14 protein-coding genes are annotated in these 19,137 nt (G+C 61.7%); 10 read left to right on the forward strand and 4 right to left on the reverse strand.

Annotation, left to right across the window (positions count from 1 at the left end):
- Positions 1-953: 953 nt before the first annotated feature.
- The 6 genes from poxB (at position 954) to AWB69_RS20745 (ending at position 8,058) form a co-directional block, all read left to right on the forward strand.
- On the forward strand, positions 954-2,690 hold the full coding sequence (gene poxB / locus AWB69_RS20720; RefSeq protein WP_062088262.1) for a ubiquinone-dependent pyruvate dehydrogenase: 1,737 nt from the start codon (positions 954-956) through the stop codon (positions 2,688-2,690).
- 9 nt (positions 2,691-2,699) lie between these two features.
- On the forward strand, positions 2,700-4,091 hold the full coding sequence (locus AWB69_RS20725) for a cytochrome ubiquinol oxidase subunit I (RefSeq protein WP_062088149.1): 1,392 nt from the start codon (positions 2,700-2,702) through the stop codon (positions 4,089-4,091).
- A gap of 16 nt (positions 4,092-4,107) precedes the next feature.
- The gene (gene cydB / locus AWB69_RS20730; protein ID WP_062088151.1) at positions 4,108-5,094 is read left to right on the forward strand and encodes a cytochrome d ubiquinol oxidase subunit II; all 987 of its coding nucleotides are present in this window, start codon (positions 4,108-4,110) and stop codon (positions 5,092-5,094) included.
- Positions 5,095-5,345: 251 nt separating this feature from the next.
- On the forward strand, positions 5,346-6,089 hold the full coding sequence (locus AWB69_RS20735) for a (Fe-S)-binding protein (protein WP_062088153.1): 744 nt from the start codon (positions 5,346-5,348) through the stop codon (positions 6,087-6,089).
- Complete coding sequence (locus AWB69_RS20740) at positions 6,086-7,462, forward strand: lactate utilization protein B (RefSeq protein ID WP_062088156.1); 1,377 nt, start codon at positions 6,086-6,088, stop codon at positions 7,460-7,462. Before AWB69_RS20735 ends, AWB69_RS20740 begins: the two co-directional genes overlap by 4 nt.
- A complete protein-coding gene (locus AWB69_RS20745) occupies positions 7,459-8,058 on the forward strand; it encodes a LutC/YkgG family protein (protein ID WP_062088158.1) in 600 nt (199 codons plus the stop codon). Before AWB69_RS20740 ends, AWB69_RS20745 begins: the two co-directional genes overlap by 4 nt.
- 245 nt (positions 8,059-8,303) lie before the next feature.
- Here AWB69_RS20745 and AWB69_RS20750 read toward each other — a convergent pair whose 3' ends face one another.
- The 4 genes from AWB69_RS20750 to AWB69_RS20765 form a co-directional block, all read right to left on the reverse strand.
- Positions 8,304-10,568 carry a xanthine dehydrogenase family protein molybdopterin-binding subunit gene (locus tag AWB69_RS20750; RefSeq protein WP_062088160.1) on the reverse strand — a complete coding sequence of 755 codons (2,265 nt, stop codon included), beginning with the start codon at positions 10,566-10,568 and terminating at the stop codon, positions 8,304-8,306.
- A complete protein-coding gene (locus tag AWB69_RS20755; protein ID WP_062088162.1) occupies positions 10,565-11,020 on the reverse strand; it encodes a (2Fe-2S)-binding protein in 456 nt (151 codons plus the stop codon). The genes AWB69_RS20750 and AWB69_RS20755 overlap by 4 nt, the downstream gene beginning before the upstream one ends.
- Positions 11,017-12,369 (reverse strand): cytochrome c, encoded by a 1,353-nt coding sequence (locus AWB69_RS20760; RefSeq protein WP_062088164.1) that lies wholly within the window; start codon positions 12,367-12,369, stop codon positions 11,017-11,019. Before AWB69_RS20760 ends, AWB69_RS20755 begins: the two co-directional genes overlap by 4 nt.
- 224 nt (positions 12,370-12,593) lie before the next feature.
- Entirely contained in the window at positions 12,594-13,934 is a 1,341-nt protein-coding gene (locus tag AWB69_RS20765; RefSeq protein ID WP_062088264.1) for a sigma-54 interaction domain-containing protein, read from the reverse strand.
- A 290-nt stretch (positions 13,935-14,224) separates the two neighbouring features.
- Between AWB69_RS20765 and AWB69_RS20770 the strand changes: the two genes are divergently transcribed.
- The 4 genes from AWB69_RS20770 (at position 14,225) to catA (ending at position 19,010) form a co-directional block, all read left to right on the forward strand.
- Entirely contained in the window at positions 14,225-15,112 is an 888-nt protein-coding gene (locus AWB69_RS20770; RefSeq protein WP_062088166.1) for an MBL fold metallo-hydrolase, read from the forward strand.
- 39 nt (positions 15,113-15,151) lie between these two features.
- The gene (locus AWB69_RS20775; protein WP_062088168.1) at positions 15,152-16,819 is read left to right on the forward strand and encodes a bifunctional protein tyrosine phosphatase family protein/NAD(P)/FAD-dependent oxidoreductase; all 1,668 of its coding nucleotides are present in this window, start codon (positions 15,152-15,154) and stop codon (positions 16,817-16,819) included.
- Positions 16,820-16,927: 108 nt separating this feature from the next.
- A complete protein-coding gene (locus tag AWB69_RS20780; protein WP_062088170.1) occupies positions 16,928-18,058 on the forward strand; it encodes a muconate/chloromuconate family cycloisomerase in 1,131 nt (376 codons plus the stop codon).
- Positions 18,059-18,101: 43 nt separating this feature from the next.
- Positions 18,102-19,010 carry a catechol 1,2-dioxygenase gene (catA, locus tag AWB69_RS20785; protein ID WP_062088172.1) on the forward strand — a complete coding sequence of 303 codons (909 nt, stop codon included), beginning with the start codon at positions 18,102-18,104 and terminating at the stop codon, positions 19,008-19,010.
- Positions 19,011-19,137 lie beyond the last annotated feature (127 nt).

Below are 19,137 nucleotides of genomic sequence, written 5' to 3' on the forward strand. Positions count from 1 at the left end.
CTCATTCCACGACAGGCGTACCGCGCTCGCCGCATTCGAGGGCGCGCGCGAGCGGTTCGACTTCGTCGTCACCCGCGCGCCACAGATGTGACGCAATCCAGCTGGCTTGCGACCGGTCCGTGACCGCGTGCCACGACACTCTATCTATGGCCAACCCGACAAGGAAGCCGCGAATGCGAGCACTCGCTCGTATTCCAGCCGCGCATCCGTTTCGTAGTCCCGATTTCCTTTTGTCATAAGTTTTTTACGGCATCAATTCGAAGGAGCCGACCATGCATACGTTCAACAGGTCGTCTGAACTCACGCTGCATGTCTTCTTTCAGGATCACCTTTGGCAATGGGGCATCACGTGTGTCAGACCTGGCGGAGTTGGCGCGAAAGTCGTCGCTTACAGCGATCCGGGGTTTTGTACAGAGCTCCAAGCTCGTACCGACGGCGAGCGGGCACGCTTGCGGCGCGGCGATCGCCCCAGGAGTGAATGCGTTTGAAGGAGAAAGACATGTATGCCGGCGAGAAGTCTCTGCGCGTATTGGTCGACAAGTGGGTCAGGCCCGCGGTGCCTATGACGGCACGCGTGATGGAATTCAGTCGAACGCGTTCGGATCGTAGGCGCTACGTGCGCGTCGGTACGTTTCGGCGGGACGCATGTTTTGCGATCGTCTTCTTCCGGCATGACGATGGGTCGTGGAACGTCTTTCCACCATCGAACTGACCGGGATAGTAACCACGCATTCGCGCCCGCCCGTTTCCGATCCGGTCTTATATCCATGCTTGCCGAATTCGCCGCGCTGCCGACGGCTGTATCGGACGCACTGGATCACCTCGGGCTGCCTGGGAGCGCCCTTGGCATTGCGCCGATCGGCTCCCATCCGCGGATGCTCGACGGCACCGCGAGCGAAGTTCCACAACGCGGGCGCATGAAGCAGTCAGCAGCTCTTTACAGGAGAATTGCAATGTCAAGGACCGTGGCGGAACAGTTCGTCGAAGTACTGGTGGCCGCAGGTGTGAAACGGGTGTATGGCATCGTTGGCGATAGCCTCAACGGCTTGACCGACGCGATCCGTCGTCATGGCGGGATCGAGTGGATTCATGTGCGGCACGAAGAAGTTGCTGCGTTCGCCGCGGGTGCCGAAGCACATCTGACGGGCTCGCTCACTGTCTGTGCCGGCAGCTGCGGGCCGGGGAATCTTCATCTGATCAATGGTCTGTTCGATTGCCATCGTTCCGGCGTGCCGGTGCTGGCGATCGCTGCGCACATTCCATTGCGGGAAATCGGTAGCGGCTACTTTCAGGAAACCCATCCGGAGTCGTTGTTCAAGGAGTGCAGCCACTACTGCGAACTGATCTCGGGCGCCAATCAGATGCCGCGCACGCTCGAGATCGCCATCCGCGAGGCGACCGGCAAGCGTGGCGTGTCAGTCGTCGTGATCCCTGGCGACGTCGCGTTGCAGCAGGCGGTTGATGCACCGCCTCCCTCGGCCTTGGGTCTGCTGCCGCCGCAGGCAGTCGTCACGCCGGCCGAAGCCGATATTGACCGGCTGGCCGCGATGCTCAACCAGCAGGGCCGCGTGACCATGTTGTGCGGGTCGGGCTGCGCAGGCGCGCATGATGAGGTGGTGGCACTGGCCGAGCGGCTCAAGGCACCGATCGTCCATGCATTGCGCGGCAAGGAGCACGTCGAATGGGAGAACCCGTATGACGTGGGCATGACCGGCCTGATCGGATTCTCTTCGGGCTACTACGCCATGCTCGATTGCGACCTGCTGCTGATGCTGGGAACGGACTTTCCATATAGCCAGTTCTACCCCCGCAAAACGGGCACGCGTATCGTCCAGATCGATATTCGCCCCGGTCATCTCGGACGCCGCGCGCCGCTCGATCTGGGCATTGTCGGCGACGTGAAGGCGACGCTCACGGCGCTCGCGCCGAAACTGCGGCAGAAAAGCGATACCGCGCATCTTGAGCAGGCGCAGCAACATTACCGCAAGGCGCGCAAGGACCTGGACGTGCTGGCGCAATCCGGAGCGAGGACGTCGTTGATCCATCCACAGCAAGTTGCCAAGGCGATCAGCGACCATGCGGCGGAAGACGCCGTGTTTACCTGCGACGTTGGCCTGCCGACGGTGTGGGGCGCCCGCTACCTCGCGATGAACGGCAAGCGCCGGCTGATGGGATCGTTCTGGCACGGCTCGATGGCGAACGCCATGGCGCAGGCGATCGGCGCACAGGCGGCCTTTCCCGGCCGCCAGGTCATCTCCATGTCGGGCGACGGCGGCTTCGCGATGCTGATGGGCGATTTCCTGAGCCTTGCGCAACTGGGCTTGCCGGTCAAGGTGGTGGTCTTCAACAACGGCGCGCTCGGCTTCATCGAACTCGAACAGAAGTCCACGTCGTTCGTGCCGATCGGCACCGAGCTGAACAACCCGAATTTCGCCGCCATGGCCGAAGCGGTTGGAATCCACGGTATCCGGCTTGAAAAGCCCGACGATGTCGAACCCGGCATTGCCGCGGCGTTCGACCACAACGGTCCGGTGCTGATCGACGCGGTCGTCAACCGGATGGAGCTGGCGATGCCCCCTGCAGTCAACCTCGAGATGGCAAAGGGGTTCTCGCTTTATATGGTCAAGGCGATCCTGAACGGGCAGGCGGACCAGGTGATCGATCTTGCCCAAACCAATCTGTGGCGCTAGGGAGGCGTGATGGACACCACCGCGCTCATGCTGTCGCGACTGCAGTTCGCCTTCACCGTATCGTTCCACATCATCTTCCCGTCGTTCACGATCGGACTGGCGGCGTGGCTCACGGTACTCGAAGCGCTGCACCTGATTACCGGGCGGCCTGCGTACCGCCGAGTATTCGACTTCTGGCTGAAGATCTTCGGGATCGCATTCGGCATGGGTGTGGTTTCCGGGATCGTGCTGGCCTTCGAGTTCGGCACGAACTGGAGCGAACTCTCACGGCTTTCGGGGCCGATCCAGGGGCCACTGTTGTCCTATGAGACCTTCACGGCCTTCATGCTGGAGGCGTCGTTTTTCGGCGTCCTGCTGTTCGGCAAGAACAGGGTGAGGCCGGGCTTCTATCTGTTTTCCACCGCGATGGTGGCGCTCGGCACAACGCTCTCGGCGTTCTGGATCATGGTGAACAACAGCTGGATGCAATATCCGGTGGGCTACACGATCCAGGGTGGCGTCTACGTGCCGGACGACTGGCTGAAGATCATCTTCAGCCCGGTCGTCTGGGTGAGGTTTCCTCATATGTTGCTGGCGGCTTACGTCACCGGGGCGTTTTGTGTGGCTGCGACCGGTGCGTGGTACCTGCTCCGCAGGATGTGTCCCGCCGAAGCACGCATCATGCTGCGTATGGGACTGTTTCTCGCGGCGATCCTCGTGCCGGTGCAACTGCTGTTCGGACATCTGGTCGGCGATTACGTGCATCGCTATCAGCCGGTCAAGTTCGCCGCGATCGAGGCACGCTGGCATGACGAACAACCCGCGTCCGAGGTTCTGCTTGCATGGCCCGACGCGACCCACGAAAAGAACGACTATGCGATTTCAGTGCCAGTGCTCGGCAGCCTGATTGGCTCGATGAGCCTGGACTCGAAGGAGGTCGGTCTCACAGATTTTCCACGCAGCGAGCGTCCGCCGATCGTCATTCCGTTCTTTGCATTCCGGGTCATGGTGGGGTGCGGTCTCGTCATGCTGGTCGTTGCCTGGGGCGGCGCCTTGCTGTCGCTCAAGGAGCGCCTGGTGCAGCGGCGCGCACTGCTGTGGACGGTATTCCTGTGCTTTCCGCTGCCCTTCATCGCGACACTCACCGGCTGGTTTACCGCGGAGGTGGGGCGGCAACCGTGGACCGTCTATGGGCTGCTGCGCACGGCTGACGCGCTCACGCCGTTCCTGACGCCGCGCGCGGCCGCGGGCTCGTTGCTGGTCTTCTGTGCGACCTACGTCTTTATCTTTGCCTTTGGCACGTTCTACATTTACAGGCTGCTCAAAGGAGGACCTGCCGAAGATCTGCTGCACACGCCGCCTGCTGCCTTGCCGAACCGTCCGCTTTCGGTGGCGGCGGATTTGTCGTCGACGGTCAAATGATCCGGGAGCCACGTAAATGATCCTCTACTGGTCGCTGATACTCGCTCTCAGCATGTTGCTGTACGTGTTGCTCGATGGCTTCGACCTCGGCGTTGGCATGCTCTTTGGACTGACCCGGGACGAAACACACCGGCGTCATATGCTGGCCGCCGTGTCGCCGCTGTGGGACGGCAACGAGACCTGGCTGATCGTGGCCGGCGTGGTGCTGTGGGGTGCATTTTCGCAGGCTTACTCGTTGCTGGTCTCCGCGTTCTATGTCCCCGTGATCCTGATGCTCGCCGGCCTGATCTTTCGCGGCGTCGCCTTCGAGTTCCGTGGCAGGGCTCGCCGTACGCGGGCGATCTGGAACGTCGGCTTCGTGGTGGGATCGGTCGTCGCCGCCTTCATGCAGGGCGCGATGGTCGGTGCGCTGGCGAAGGGGCTGCCGATCGTCGATGGACGTTTCAGCGGCGACGTCATGACCTGGTGCAGTTCTTTCTCGATGCTGTGCGGCGGGGCGTTGTGCGTCGGCTATGCGCTGCTCGGTGCGAGCTGGGTCGTCAAGAAGTGCGAAGGAGATACACGCGACGCTGCGTATCGGGCGATTCCGCCGTTCCTGGTCGCGGTACTCGTCCTGTTGGCCGTGCTGTTCTGTCATGCGCTTTATGAAAACTTCGCGATCCTGCATCGCTGGCTCGACCGTCCTTATCTTTTCATCGTGCCGCTTGTCGCGCTTGTCTCCATCGCAGGAACCCTGACCGGCGTCAGGCGGCATCGCGACAACCAGCCGTTCGTGATGATCGTTGTGCTCTTCATCTGCGCATACGCGATGCTGGCGATCTCGTTCTGGCCGTACATGATCCCGTTCTCGCTAACTGTGGCTCAGGCAGCCGGTCCGCATGCAAGCCTCGCCTTCATGTTCTGGGGCGCGGGCCTGTTCGTCTACCCGTTGATGCTGATCTACACGATCTACAGCTACAACGTGTTCAAAGGCAAGGTCGACCTGACTTCGGGTCACTACTGATGAACGCTATCGCCGCCCGCCCTATGTACGGTGCGTGCTTGAGGTTGTGGGCCGGCCCGGGCGGTCGGTTACAGCGGTTGGTTACGTATACCGGCCGATCGGTTGGATGACGGGTGTAGCGCAATGCGCAGGGTCTGCAATCAGCCGGCAAGCGAGGATCGGGAAACTTCATTGCAAGACCAGCTTGCCATGAGGTATCGGGATTCGACGGGTTCGTCCAATTGGAGTCATTCGTAGCCACCGGAGACATCATGAAAGTTGCCTTGTTTGTTCCATGTTTCATCGACGCCTTCTTTCCCGATGTCGGCGTCGCAACGCTCGAACTCCTCGAGCGTTTGGGTTGTGATGTCGACTACCCGCTTGAGCAGACCTGCTGCGGTCAGCCGATGGGCAATAGCGGCTGCGAAAATGACGCCGCCGCGACGGAAGCGCTGTTCGTCAAGAACTTTGCCGGCTACGACTACATCGTCGCGCCGAGCGGAAGCTGTGTGCACCACGTGCGCGATCACATGACGGCAGTCGAACCGGGTACGGAAAGCCGGGCGGTGCGTGCCAATACCTACGAGCTGGTCGAATTCCTGCACGACGTACTGAAGGTCAACGCGTTGCCGTGGGCCGAGTTTCCGCACAAGGTGGGATTGCACAATAGTTGCGGCACGCTTCGCTCGCTGCGCACCGCAAAGATGTCGGAGATCAATGAGCCGTTCTTCTCGAAGCCGCTATCGCTGCTCCGGAAAGTCAGAGGCATCGAGTTCGTCATGCCCGCCCGGCCTGACGAATGCTGTGGATTCGGCGGCACGTTCTGCGTGACTGAAGAACCCGTCTCTGCACGGATGGGCCAGGACAAGGTTCGCGATCACAAACAGGCCGGCGCCGAGTACATCGTATCCGCCGATTCGTCGTGCCTGATGCACCAGAAAGGCTGCTCGGACCGGCTCGGCCTCGGCCTGAAGTTCATCCATATCGCCCAGATTCTCAATGGAGCCCGCTCATGAAGCGCGTTGATCACGTCAAGGCATCGCGCGAATTTATCGCCGACGAAAAGCACCTCGAGTTCCACGACAAGCGCCTTTGGACTTTACGAACCCTGCGCGATGAGGCGGCGCGTGGTATCGACGAATGGGAAGAGCTGCGTTCGCTGGCTTCTGGCATCAAGGAACATACGCTCACGCATCTTGCCGATTATCTCGAGGAATTTGAACGGAACGCGACAAAAAGCGGCGTGATCGTGCACTGGGCCAAGGACGCCGAAGAGCACAACCGGATTGTCTATGAGATTCTCAGCAGTCACAGCGCGACGACGCTCGTCAAGAGCAAGTCGATGCTCACCGAGGAATGCGGGATGCGCGAATACCTCGAACCGCGCGGCATCACGGTCGTCGAAAGCGACCTTGGAGAACGGATCCAGCAGCTCGATCACCAGCGCCCCGCACATATTGTCGTGCCAGCAGTTCATAAGCTCGCATCGGACGTCTCCAGGGTGTTTGCCAAAACACTCGGAACCGACCCGGACAACGACGACGTGCATTACCTCGCCGAAGCGCAGCGCGATGCAACCCGGCCGTTGATCCTTAACGCCGGAGCCGGGATGACCGGCTGCAATTTCGCGGTCGCGGAAACCGGCGGTATCACGGTGTGCACAAACGAAGGGAATGCCGATCTCAGCGCAAACGTACCGTCTCTGCACATCGCATCGATCGGCATCGAGAAGGTGATTCCGAAGCTCGAGCATCTTGGCGTATTCATTCGTCTGCTGTCGCGCAGCGCGCTCGGCTCGCCGATCACGCAGTACACGTCGCACTTCCGTGGCCCGCGCAAAGGCGGCGAAATGCATTTCGTGCTGGTCGACAACGGCCGTTCGGCACGACTTGCCATGGACGACTTCTGGTACTCGCTGAAGTGCATCCGCTGTGGCGCCTGCATGAATACGTGTCCGGTCTACCGGCGCAGCAGCGGGCTGAGTTATGGCGGTGTGTATTCCGGTCCGATCGGCGCGATCATCAATCCGACCTTCGATCTGAAGAAATACAGCGCGCTGCCGTTTGCCTCGACGATGAACGGCAGTTGCACGAACGTCTGTCCCGTCAAGATCAACATCCACGAGCAGATCTACAAGTGGCGCCAGGTCGTCGCCGAGCAGCACGAACTGCCGTTCGTCAAGAAAGAGGCTATGAAGGTCGCCGGCAAGGTGCTGGCCGAGCCGAAGCTGTACCGCGCGGCAATCAAGGCAGCGGACACCGCCGTTGCCAAGTTCCCGCGTGCCTTCATCTACAACCCCTTCAATGCCTGGGGCAAGCAACGGGAAGTGCCTGATGCGCCCGAGCAAACCTTCCGCGACTGGTACCTGAAAAACAGGAAAGCAAAATGAGCAGCCGAAACGCTATTCTCGCAAGTCTGCGCGCCGCGCAGCGCACGCCGGCCACGCTACCCGACGTGCCCATGTTCGATGCCAGCCTGCCGCCGGCGCTCGACAGGTTCAAGGAAACGCTTGCCCAGATGGGCGGCATCTGGGCGGAGATGCCCGCTGACGGCGACATCGACGCGCTGATCCGAACGCGCTTTACGGACGCGAAAGTGATTTGCTCGGCCGTGCCCGAAGTGGCCGGTACGCAGCGCATCGAAGAGGTCCGCGATCCGCACGAACTGGACGATGTGGATGTCGGCGTCGTGCGGCCGCGGTTTGCTGTCGCCGAGACCGGATCGATCTGGCTCAGCGAAATGCAGTATCCCGTCAATGCGCTTGGCTATCTGTCCCAGCATCTCGTTGCATTGCTCGATCCGGCCGACATTGTCGGCAATCTGCACCACGCGTATCACCGGTCCGAATTCTTCGCTGCGAACTACGCGGTGCTGATGAGCGGTCCGTCGGCGACGGCCGACATCGAAGGTGTCCTGATTCGCGGCGCACAGGGGATCCGGTCGCTCACGGTTATTCCGGCCCCACGGGTGCGTGCCTCCGGGTAATCAAAATCAACGCGACATTGAAAGCCGCCGAACACGGCAACGAAGGTCGAAGGGCGGTTCACGGTCGATAGCACGTGTTCGTTGATATTGAGACCTGACATTGGCGGGCATTGTGAAAAGTCCATGACAGACTTTATTTTTTCGGATCAGAGACGATTGCGAGCTGCACTGTGCAATAGCCCCACTTGTCCGCCATCTCGATCAGCAACCCTTGAGCGGCCTTGCCATAGCCTCGTTCTGGCCAATTAAACCCGCAACGCCGCGCGCAACCTGTCCGGCGACAGCGGCAAATCCCTGAAGCGCTTGCCAGTCGCGTTAGCAACGGCGTTCGCCAACGCCGCCGACATCGGTCCTTGCGACGCTTCGCCGACACCCAGGAACGGCATGCCCGGCCGATCGATCAGATCGACATCGAGCACTTTCGGCGCCGAAGAAAAACGCAAGATCGGGTACTGGCTCCAGTCGAAACTCGTAATGTTGTGCGCGTCGAAGGTTGTTGCTTCGAACAGCGTCCAGCTGGCCGACTGCACAATGCCGCCTTCGACCTGGTTGCGCACGCCGTCCGGATTCACGATCTGTCCGCAATCGATCGCGCACGCCACGCGCTCGATCGTCACATCACCCGTTTCGCGTTCGACCGCGACTTCGACGGCCAGCGCGCAGTACGCCATCAGGTTCTTGTACATCGCGAACGCAAAGCCGACGCCGCGCGACGGCGCGCCGTCATGCACGCGATGCGGCCAGCCAAATCGTTGTGATGCGCGCTCGATCACGTCACGCGCGCGCGGATCGTCGAGATGCTTCAGGCGGAACGCAACCGGATCGGTATGCGCGGCGAGCGCGAGTTCGTCGATGAAACTCTCGATCGAAAAGATGTTGTGATACGCGCCGAGCGAACGCATCGCCGACACGCGGATCGGCATGTCTGGCAGGAAATGATGCTGCACGTAGAGATTTGGCAAGCGATACAGCGGAATGCTGTTGCGGTCCCCACCGCCTTCGGGCATCGGAATCGGCTTCGGCGGCGCGGGCGTAAAGGGCTTCGACAGAAACCACGTCGGCATGAAACGCCCGGCGTTTTCGATGCGATTGTTGTGCGTGTTACTCCACACCTCGAACTTCCAGTCGACGATCTGTCCGCTCGCATCCAATGATGCCGTCACGTCGCTCGACATCGCCGGTCCGAACGGCTCCCACGTGTGCTCCTGCTCGCGCATCCATTGCACTCGCACGGGCTTTCCAGGTACGGCGCGCGCGATCAACGCGGCGTCCGCGGCGACGTCGTCGGCACCATTGTGTCCATAGCAACCGGAGCCTTCGACGTGAATGCAATGCACGCGCTCGGGCGGCATCGACAGCATGTCGGCGAGCCCTTTGCGCATCGGAAATACGCCTTGCGTGTGCGTCCAGACCGTCATCGTGCCGTCGTTGAGCCATGCGACGGCACACGACGGGCCGATCGATCCGTGCGTCAGATACGGTTTCGTGAAGCGCGCGTGCAAGGTCTGCGTGGCGGGCGCGGCGGCGGCCGTTTTGTTTGCGACGGAGATTTCCTGCGCCGGCAGTTTTTCGAGCGTCTCGTGGATTGTCGACTGCGCGGGCAACGGCGGACCGCTGCGCCATTTCGCAGTGTCGGACAGCGCGCGCATCGCGACGATCGCGCGCCATTCATCGTCGGCGACGACCGCAAGATAGCTGCCGTCCTGAACCACGGCGATCACGCCGGGCATTGTGCGCACCGGCTTGATATCGACCGATTGCAGCGTTGCACCGTAAGACGGCGGCCGGACGACGCGCGCATGCACCATGCCGGGCAACTTCAAGTCCTGCACATAACGCGGTGCGCCGGTCACCTTGCCCGGAATATCCACACGTTGAAACGACTGGCCGATCACCTTGAACGTCTTCGGATCTTTGGTCGGCGCACCGGGCGCGGCATTGCGATGCAAGTCGACGCCGCTGACCGCTTCGCCGAATGTCAATCGACGGCCGTCGTTCGCGACAATTTCGCCGTTCTGCGTCGTCAGCGAGAGGACATCGACGTTCAATCGCGTGGCCGCAGCTTCGAGCAATAGCGAGCGCACCTGCGCGGTCGCATTGGCGATTGCGGTGCCGCTGTCGGCAGTCGAATGACTGCCGGCGGTGTAGCCTTCGTCGGGCGTCGCGTTCGTGTCGGCGGTGACGAGGACGATGCGCTCGGGCGTCACGTCGAGTTGTTCGGCGGCGATCTGCATGAACGCCGTGCGAATGCCGGTGCCGAGTTCCGCCTTGCCGGTGAACACCGTGATGCAGCCCGCTTCGTCGATCTTCACCCACGCGTCGAGCATTGGCGATGTCTTCAGACTGCCCGGGAGCTGCGGCGCGGACGCAGTGAACGTGCCGGCTTCGGTCGTCGTGGTCTGCGCGAGCGCGCGTACGGCGGGCAACAGGGTGAAGCCGACCATGACGCTGCCAGCCGCAAGAAAGCGGCGACGATTGAGGTTGTCAGGCGGAATGCGCGGATCGTTCATGCGGGTTGCCCCGCCTGACGGATCGCGGCAAGGATGCGCATGTGCGTGCCGCAGCGGCACAGATTCGGCTCCATGTGCGCGCGAATCTGCTCGTCGGTGGGCGATGGTACGCGATCGAGCAGCGCCTGCGCGCGCATCACCATGCCCGCGATGCAGTAGCCGCACTGCGCCGCCTGTTTATCGATGAATGCCTGTTGCAGCTTGCCGGGCTTGTCCGTGCTGCCGAGTCCTTCGATGGTACGCACGGAACGCGTGCCGATGGCCGCGACCGGCATTAAACACGAGAACACCGGCTTGTCACCGACGATCACCGTACACGCGCCGCATTGGCCCAGACCACAGCCGAATTTCGCGCCGTGCAGGCCGAGTTGATTGCGCAGAGCGTAGAGGAGTGGCGTCGACGGATCGATATCGAGTTGATGCGGCATGCCGTTCACAATGAGCGTCATCATGGTTCGTGAGACTCCTTGCGCAGGCGTTCGACGTCGGCTTCGTCGAGCGTCCATGCGGGTTGGCTGCTGAAATTCGAGCGCAGGTACGCGGCGAGATCGGCGATCTGCGCGTTGGTGAACGTGTCGGCGAAGCCGGGCATGAAGGCGGCGCGCATGCTGCGATCGGTCGGAATGCCATCGAGAATCGTCCGCAGCGCGTTACGTGGATCGTTCGCGTTGACGGCGGTGCCGAGTGCCAGCGATGGACGGCTGCCGAGCGTCGTCATCGGCGCGTTCGCTGCGTGGCATGAGGCGCACGCTGCTGAGAAAAGCGTTGCGCCGTCGCGGATGTTATTCATGTTTGCCTGGGCGGTTTGCTGCATAGCCTTGGGCGATGCTTCGGCTGGCTTTTGTAGTGAGAGCAGATACGTGGCCATCGCATCGACATCGACATCGGATGCATTTGTCAGCGACTGCGTCACCGCTCGCATCGGTCCGGCCGCTGCACCATGTTGATCGGCGAAACCGGTGCGCAAATACGCGGCGAGTTGATCGTGCGTCCACGGTTCGGGCGCGCTCAGCAACGTCGTCAATGCGGGTGCCTCCCAGCCTTCGATCACGTTGCCGTCGAACGCGTCGCCGCGCTTTTCTGCGCCGAGCAGATTCATCGGCGTGTGACAGGCGGCGCAATGCGCGGGGCCGTCGATCAGGTATTTGCCGCGTATTAGCTGTGCGTCATGCGTTGCGGGTTCTGCTGGCGCTTGAACATTCGCTTGAACATTCGCTTGGCTATTCGTTTCGCCATTTGCTTCGACGCCGGGATGCAAAAAGAACAGATTCCATGCCGCAATCAACGGACGGAAACTGAGCGGGAATATCAACTGGTTCGCGGGCGCGGTGGACTGCACGGCATCGCGCGACATCAGATACGCGTAGAGCGCGGCGATATCGGCATCCGTCATGTACGTGAAGTGTGGATACGGAAAGGCAGGGTAGAGCAGGTGACCGTCGCGCGCGATGCCGCGACGCATTGAACGCGTGAAGTCGCTGAGCGTCCAGTCACCGATGCCGGTTTGGCGATCGGGCGTGATATTGGTCGAATAGATCGTGCCGAACGGCGTGTCGAGCGGACGGCCGCCTGCGAAAGGCGCACTGCGATCTGCTGTATGACACACGACGCAATCGCCGATGGCGGCCAGGTTTGCGCCGTGTTTGAGTAGCGCGGTATCGGTGAGCGGTAGCGTTGATGTTTCTGCTGCGTTGGCCGTCGGCGTGAAGTGCGGATACGTGAGCGAGCCAAGCGTGCCCGCGAAAAACGCGGCGCACAACAATGCGCACAGCGATGCCGCCAAGCCGGTCGACCTCTTCATCGCGTCTCCGTCAATGCGTCCGATTCAGCCGTCATGTATAGCACAGGATTTTGCGAATCGCGTTCTGCCAAAGCATTCAATCACGGTATGGATGAGGCCGATGACATCAACGTGGCGTGGAGATGGCGCGTGGATGGCGCCGTTGATCATTACGTCATTGTTGGCGGCAGCATTTCCTGCCCCGCTGTCACCGTCTGTCGAAACCCGACTTGCCTCCCGCCCAGTCACCTTCGCGTCTTTAGTCGACGATACAGCGTGCGTTCACTCATTCCGAGGTGTTGAGCGAGCGCGCTGCGTGTCCCGGAAAACTCCTCTGCGAACCGTAAGAACTCACGATCCGTAAGCTCGCCGCGTGCCGAAAATGAGGGTGAGCCCGTGCTGCTGCCCAGATACGCCGACTCCGCCGCCACCATGTCATCCGGCAGATGTTCGATCCGGATCACCCCGTCGTCGGCCAACAGGCACGCCCGGTCGAGCACGTTGCGCAGTTCCCGGATATTGCCCGGCCAGGAATAGGCATGGAGCCTCGCGAGAGCGTCCGTTGCAATGCTGAACTTGCGGCCCGCAGTGCCTTGTGTGTTATCGAGACGCTGGAGTATCGATTCGACGAGCAGCGCGATATCGTCGGGGCGCTCGCGCACCGCCGGCAGGTGAATCGGAAATGCACTGATGCGGTAGTAGAGGTCCTGGCGGAACCGGCCGTCGTCGATCATTTCCCGCACCGGTTTGTGCGTCGCCGCCACGAGCCGGAAATCCGCGCGCAAGGTCTCGATGCCGCCGACCCGGCGGAACGTGCCGGACTCGATGAGCCGCAGCAGCTTGACCTGCATTGACAGTGGCACATCGCCGATTTCGTCGAGAAACAGCGTTCCGGCTTGCGCGGTCTCGACGAGACCCGGTTTGCGCGCGGCTGCGCCAGTGAACGCCCCCTTTTCATAGCCGAAGAGTTCGGTCTCGAACAAGGCCTCCGTGATGCCCGAGCACTCGACAACGACAAATGGGTGTTGCGCTCGCTCGCTTGCCTCATGAAGGGCGCGCGCGAACAGTTCCTTGCCGGTGCCGGACTCTCCGAGGAGCAGGACCGGCAGCATCGAAGGAGCGACGCGATGCAGCGCCGAGATCGCCGCGTTGAACGCCGTCGAGCGCCCGACCAGGCCCTCCGCGCTCGGCTTGGCGGACGCGCCGCGCACCGTCGAGAGCCGCTCGACGTATGCCACCACCTCCCGCTGTGCATTGAAAATCGGCCGCAATTCGACATCGACATGCTCCGGCCCGCGAGGCGTGTGATGAATATGCAGCACGCGGTCGGGGCCGCGCAGTTCAAATGCCCGTTTCATCGGACAGTGCTCGCCCGCCTGATCGCAAGGGACGTCGTAGTGATGCGAAACCTGGTAGCACTTGCGGCCGAGGTGAGGCTGGCTGGCGACGCCAAACTGACGTTGATAAGCGGTGTTGGCGGCAAGGATGCGGTACTCGGGATCGAGCACGATCATCGGTTGAGCATCGTGCTCCAGATATGACACGAGTGCATCGACATCCGGCGCTCGAGGCGGTTCGTCCGGCATCGTCGCGACGGGCGTGACCGGTATGAATGACTTTGGGGATTTCACGGCGGCGGCTCCGGTAAACCTCACTATACGTTGACACTGCCACAACTGCCACCTGACTGCCAAAACTGGCAGTCTTCGCTCGCTGCTTGCCGTCCGAGGATGGCATCGTCCAATCTGGATAGCTAAAAATATTGACTAAAATCAACAACTTATATGATTTAATCCAGATGGGAATGACGATGGCACGGTTCTTGTACTGATTGCACCGACCCTGCCGCATTGGAAGGCCCATTTTTGAGGAGAGGATGTTGAAAACCACGAGTCCCATGCAGGTCGAAGGCTTCTTCGACCCCGGTACCTGGACGATCAGCTACCTGTTGCTGGATGTCCGCACCGGCGACTGTGCACTGATCGACAGTGTCCTCGACTATGACCCGAAGTCAGGCCGCACCTCCACGACGACCGCCGACAAACTCGTCTCTCGCGTCCAGGAGCTTGGCGTGAAGGTCCAGTGGCATCTCGAAACCCACGTGCACGCCGACCATCTGTCCGCCGCGCCCTACCTCAAGGAAAGACTCGGCGGAACGATTGCGATCGGCGCGCAGGTGACGCATGTACAAGACGTGTTCGGCAAGTTTTTCAACGCCGGCTCGAGATTCGCGCACGATGGCAGCCAGTTCGATCACCTGCTCTCCGACGGCGAAACGTTCGCCGTCGGAGCGTTGCAGGCGCGCGCCATCCATACCCCGGGCCATACACCGGCCTGCATGACCTTTGTGGTCAGCGACGGCGTGCAGACCGCAGCCTTTGTCGGGGACACCCTGTTCATGCCCGACTACGGCACCGCGCGCTGCGACTTTCCCGGCGGCGACGCCCGTACGCTCTACCGGTCAATCAACAAGGTGTTGAGCCTGCCGGCGGACACGAAGCTGTACATGTGCCACGACTACCAGCCCGGCGGGCGGCCTTTGCAGTTTGTCAGCACGGTAGCCGAGGAGCGAGAGCACAACGTCCACATACGCAACGGTATCAGCGAGGAATCCTTCGTTGCGATGCGCACCGCGCGCGACGCGACACTCAACATGCCGGTGCTGATGCTGCCGTCAGTGCAGGTCAACATGCGCGCCGGACATATGCCCGATCCGGAAGAGAACGGAGTGCCGTATCTCAAGATTCCCCTCAACGCAATCTGAGCCGGTGCACGTAGTTAGCAGGAGCAACAGGAGAAGTCGATGGACATCAAGAAACTGACGGCTGAACTGGCGGTATCGCAACAGATTGCCGCATCCGACCTGCGTGCGATCGCGGACTCTGGCTTTCGCGCCGTCGTCTGCAATCGCCCCGACGGCGAAGGTTCCGACCAGCCCAACTTTAGCGAGATCGAGGCGGCGGCCCGTGAACAGGGTATCGAGACCCACTACCTGCCAATCGAGTCCGGCAAGGTCGGCGATGGCGAGGCTGCACAGTTCGGCGAACTGATGCAGGCACTGCCGAAGCCGGTGCTCGCCTATTGCCGCACCGGAATGCGTGCCGCGACGCTGTGGGCGCTGTCCGAAGCGCCGCGCCGGACACTGCCGGACATCATCGCCGCTGGCAAGGCAGCAGGCTATGACCTGTCCGCGCTGGCGCGACGTATTGCCAACGACGGCAAGGTGCCCGGCGAAGTCGCCGTGGCCAGTCATGACATTGTGATCATCGGCGCAGGCGCCGCCGGCGTGGCGGCAGCCGCGAGCCTGCTCGCGCGCGAGCGCAACCTCGACATTGCCATCATCGACCCCGCCGACGTCCACTATTACCAGCCAGGTTGGACCATGGTCGGAGCCGGTGTGTTCGATCCCGAGACCACCGCCCGCGAGATGGCCGCCGTGCTCCCGCGCAAGGTGCACTGGATCAAGGCCGCGGTGGCTGCGTTCGAGCCGGAAAAGAATTCGGTTGTTCTCGAAGGATGCCGGGTGGTGAGCTACAGGCAGCTCATCGTTTGTCCGGGACTGAAGCTGGACTGGCATGCTATCGACGGGTTGCCGGAAACCCTCGGACAGAATGGCGTGACGTCCAACTATCGCTACGATCTTGCGCCCTACACGTGGCAGCTCGTGCGCCAGCTCAAGGGCGGTCGCGCGCTGTTCACCCAGCCGCCGATGCCGATCAAATGCGCCGGGGCGCCGCAAAAGGCCATGTATCTGTCCTCGGATCACTGGCGGCGTTCAGGCCGGCTTGACCAAATAGATGTCCAGTTCTTCAATGCCGGGGCGGTGTTGTTCGGCGTGGCCGACTATGTCCCGGCATTGATGGAGTACGTCAAGCGTTACGACATCGCGTTGAACTTCGGCTTCAACCTGAGTGCGATAGACGGGCCGGCCAAGCGCGCGATTTTCAGGCGCACGCTCGAGAACGGCAGCGTGGAATCGGTGACCCGTGAGTTCGACATGATCCACGTGGTGCCGCCGCAGAAGGCCCCGGACTTCATCCGCGTCAGCCCGCTGGCCGATAAGGCGGGCTGGGTCGACGTCGACCAGACGACGCTGCGCCACAAGACCTACTCAAACGTCTTTGCGCTCGGCGATGCCGCGAACACGCCAAATGCGAAAACCGCCGCCGCTGCGCGCAAGCAGGCACCAGTCGTCGCCCACAACGTGCTTGCCGCCCTCGGGAAGGTCCGGGGCGAGGCAGCATACGACGGTTATGGATCATGCCCGCTGACCGTCGAACGCGGCAAGATCGTGCTCGCGGAATTCCTCTATGGCGGGAAGGTCGCGCCGACGCTGCCGACCTGGCTGATCGACGGTAAGCATCCGTCGCGCCTCGCGTGGTTGCTGAAGGAACGCATCCTGCCGCCGCTTTACTGGCAGGGGATGCTCAAGGGGCGCGAGTGGCTGGCGCGGCCTGAACTCGTGGGCTAACGGAAGAATATCGGTTTCATACCTTCAAGGTATGAAACCAGTCGGAAGCGGTGTTGGACTTCACGGGGTGTTCGTTTCTACCATGTGCGTTCCTGGAGGAAATGCACAATGGCAGCAGCGGTAAGAATAGAAAGCGTGGAAACACTGCTGGTCGATGTTCCAACCATCCGGCCGCACCGCCTGTCGGTCGCGACCATGAACTGCCAGACCCTGGTGCTGGTGCGGATTCGCTGCTCCGACGGCGTAAGCGGCATGGGCGAGGGCACGACCATTGGCGGGCTCGCGTATGGTGAGGAGAGTCCCGAGAGCATCAAGGTCAATATCGATACCTACTTCGCACCCTTGCTCAAAGGCCTGGATGCAACGCGGCCCGGTGCGGCCATGGCGAAGCTGCGCAAGCTGTTCCAGGGCAATCGTTTTGCGAAATGCGCGGTGGAAACGGCGCTCTTCGACGCCCAGGCCCAGCGGGTCGGCGTGCCGCTCTCCGAGTTGTTCGGCGGCCGCGTAACGGACTCCGTTGAAGTGGCATGGACGCTGGCGAGCGGCGATACACGGCGTGACATCGATGAAGCGGAGCAGATGCTGGACCGGCGGCGGCATCGTGTGTTCAAGCTGAAAATTGGCTCCAATGCGGTGGCCGACGATGTAGCGCATGTCGTGGCAATCAAGAAAGCATTGGGCGAGCGTGGTGACGTACGCGTGGACGTGAACCAGGCGTGGAGCGAGCCGGACACTATCTGGGCGCTGCCGCGCTTCGCCGACGCCGGTGTCAGTCTTGTCGAGCAACCCATAGCCGCCACCAACCACGCCGGCCTGAAGCGCCTTACCGACCTCGCCCGCGTGCCGGTCATGGCTGATGAAGCGCTGCATGGCCCAGCCGATGCATTCGCGCTGGCGAGCAACCGTTGCGCCGATGTCTTCGCCGTCAAGATTGCCCAGTCCGGCGGACTGCTGGGCGCGGCAAGCGTTGCATCCATCGCGCTCGCGGCCTCTATCGATCTGTATGGCGGCACGATGCTGGAGGGGGCGATCGGCACGATTGCGTCGGCGCAATTGTTCAGCACGTTCAGCACGTTGAAGTGGGGATCGGAGTTGTTCGGTCCGCTGTTGCTGACCGAGGAAATCCTCACGGAACCCCTGCGTTACGAAGACTTTTCGCTGCACTTGCCGCAAGGCCCGGGTCTGGGCATCACGCTCGACTGGGAACGTATCGAACGACTGCGGCGTGACCCGCACTGATCCACGCTACCCGCACCGACCCACATGACACACGGAGACGAACATGAACCACCAGGCTATCGACGCGCTGCTCAAGACCATTAACGACAGCGCCACCAGCGAGGGCAACGCGCGCACGAAGGTGATCGTGAATCGTGTTCTGCGAGACCTGTTTTATACGATCGAAGACCTCGATGTGCAACCCGATGAATTCTGGACTGCGCTCAACTACCTTGGCGAAGCGGGCAAGAGCGGAGAGCTTGGACTGCTTGCCGCGGGCTTGGGCTTCGAGCATTTCCTCGACTTGCGGATGGACGAGGCAGAGGCAAAGGCGGGAATAGAAGGTGGCACACCGCGCACGATCGAGGGGCCGTTGTATGTGGCCGGCGCACCCGAGTCTGTCGGGCATGCGCGGCTGGACGACGGCACCGATCCGGGCGAAACGCTCGTGATGCGCGGGCGGGTGATTGGCGAAGACGGCACGCCTGTGAAGGATGCGCTGGTCGAGGTGTGGCACGCCAATCATCTGGGCAACTATTCGTACTTCGACGCCTCGCAACCGGCCTTCAATCTGCGTCGAACCATTCGTACCGATAGCGCCGGCAACTATAGTTTTACGAGCGTCGTACCGGTGGGCTACAGCGTGCCGCCTGCAGGCAAGACCCAGCAATTACTCGATCAGCTGGGCCGTCATGGCCATCGTCCCGCGCATATCCACTTCTTTGTCTCGGCGCCGGGTTATCGCAAGCTGACGACGCAGATCAACATCGACGGCGATCCGTACCTGTGGGACGACTTCGCGTTCGCTACGCGCGACGGTCTGGTGCCCGAGCTGAAGAAGGCAGAGGGAGCGGCAGGCAAGCCGTATGGCGTCGAGGGCCAATTCGTGCTGATCGACTTCGACTTCACGCTCTTCAAGCAACGCGATGATGTGAAGAGCACGGAGGTTGAACGCGTGCGCGCAGGAGCCTGATAGTCGGGAAGGCAACACGGCTGGTTTGCGGCTCACTTGCGGCTTACTTGCGGCTTACCCTCGCCATGCGGTTGGATCACTCGATCCGACCGCACCCAAATGATTTCATGTCTGCCGCCAGGCGTTG

Source organism: Caballeronia udeis, assembly GCF_001544555.2.
Taxonomy (GTDB): Bacteria; Pseudomonadota; Gammaproteobacteria; order Burkholderiales; family Burkholderiaceae; genus Caballeronia; species Caballeronia udeis.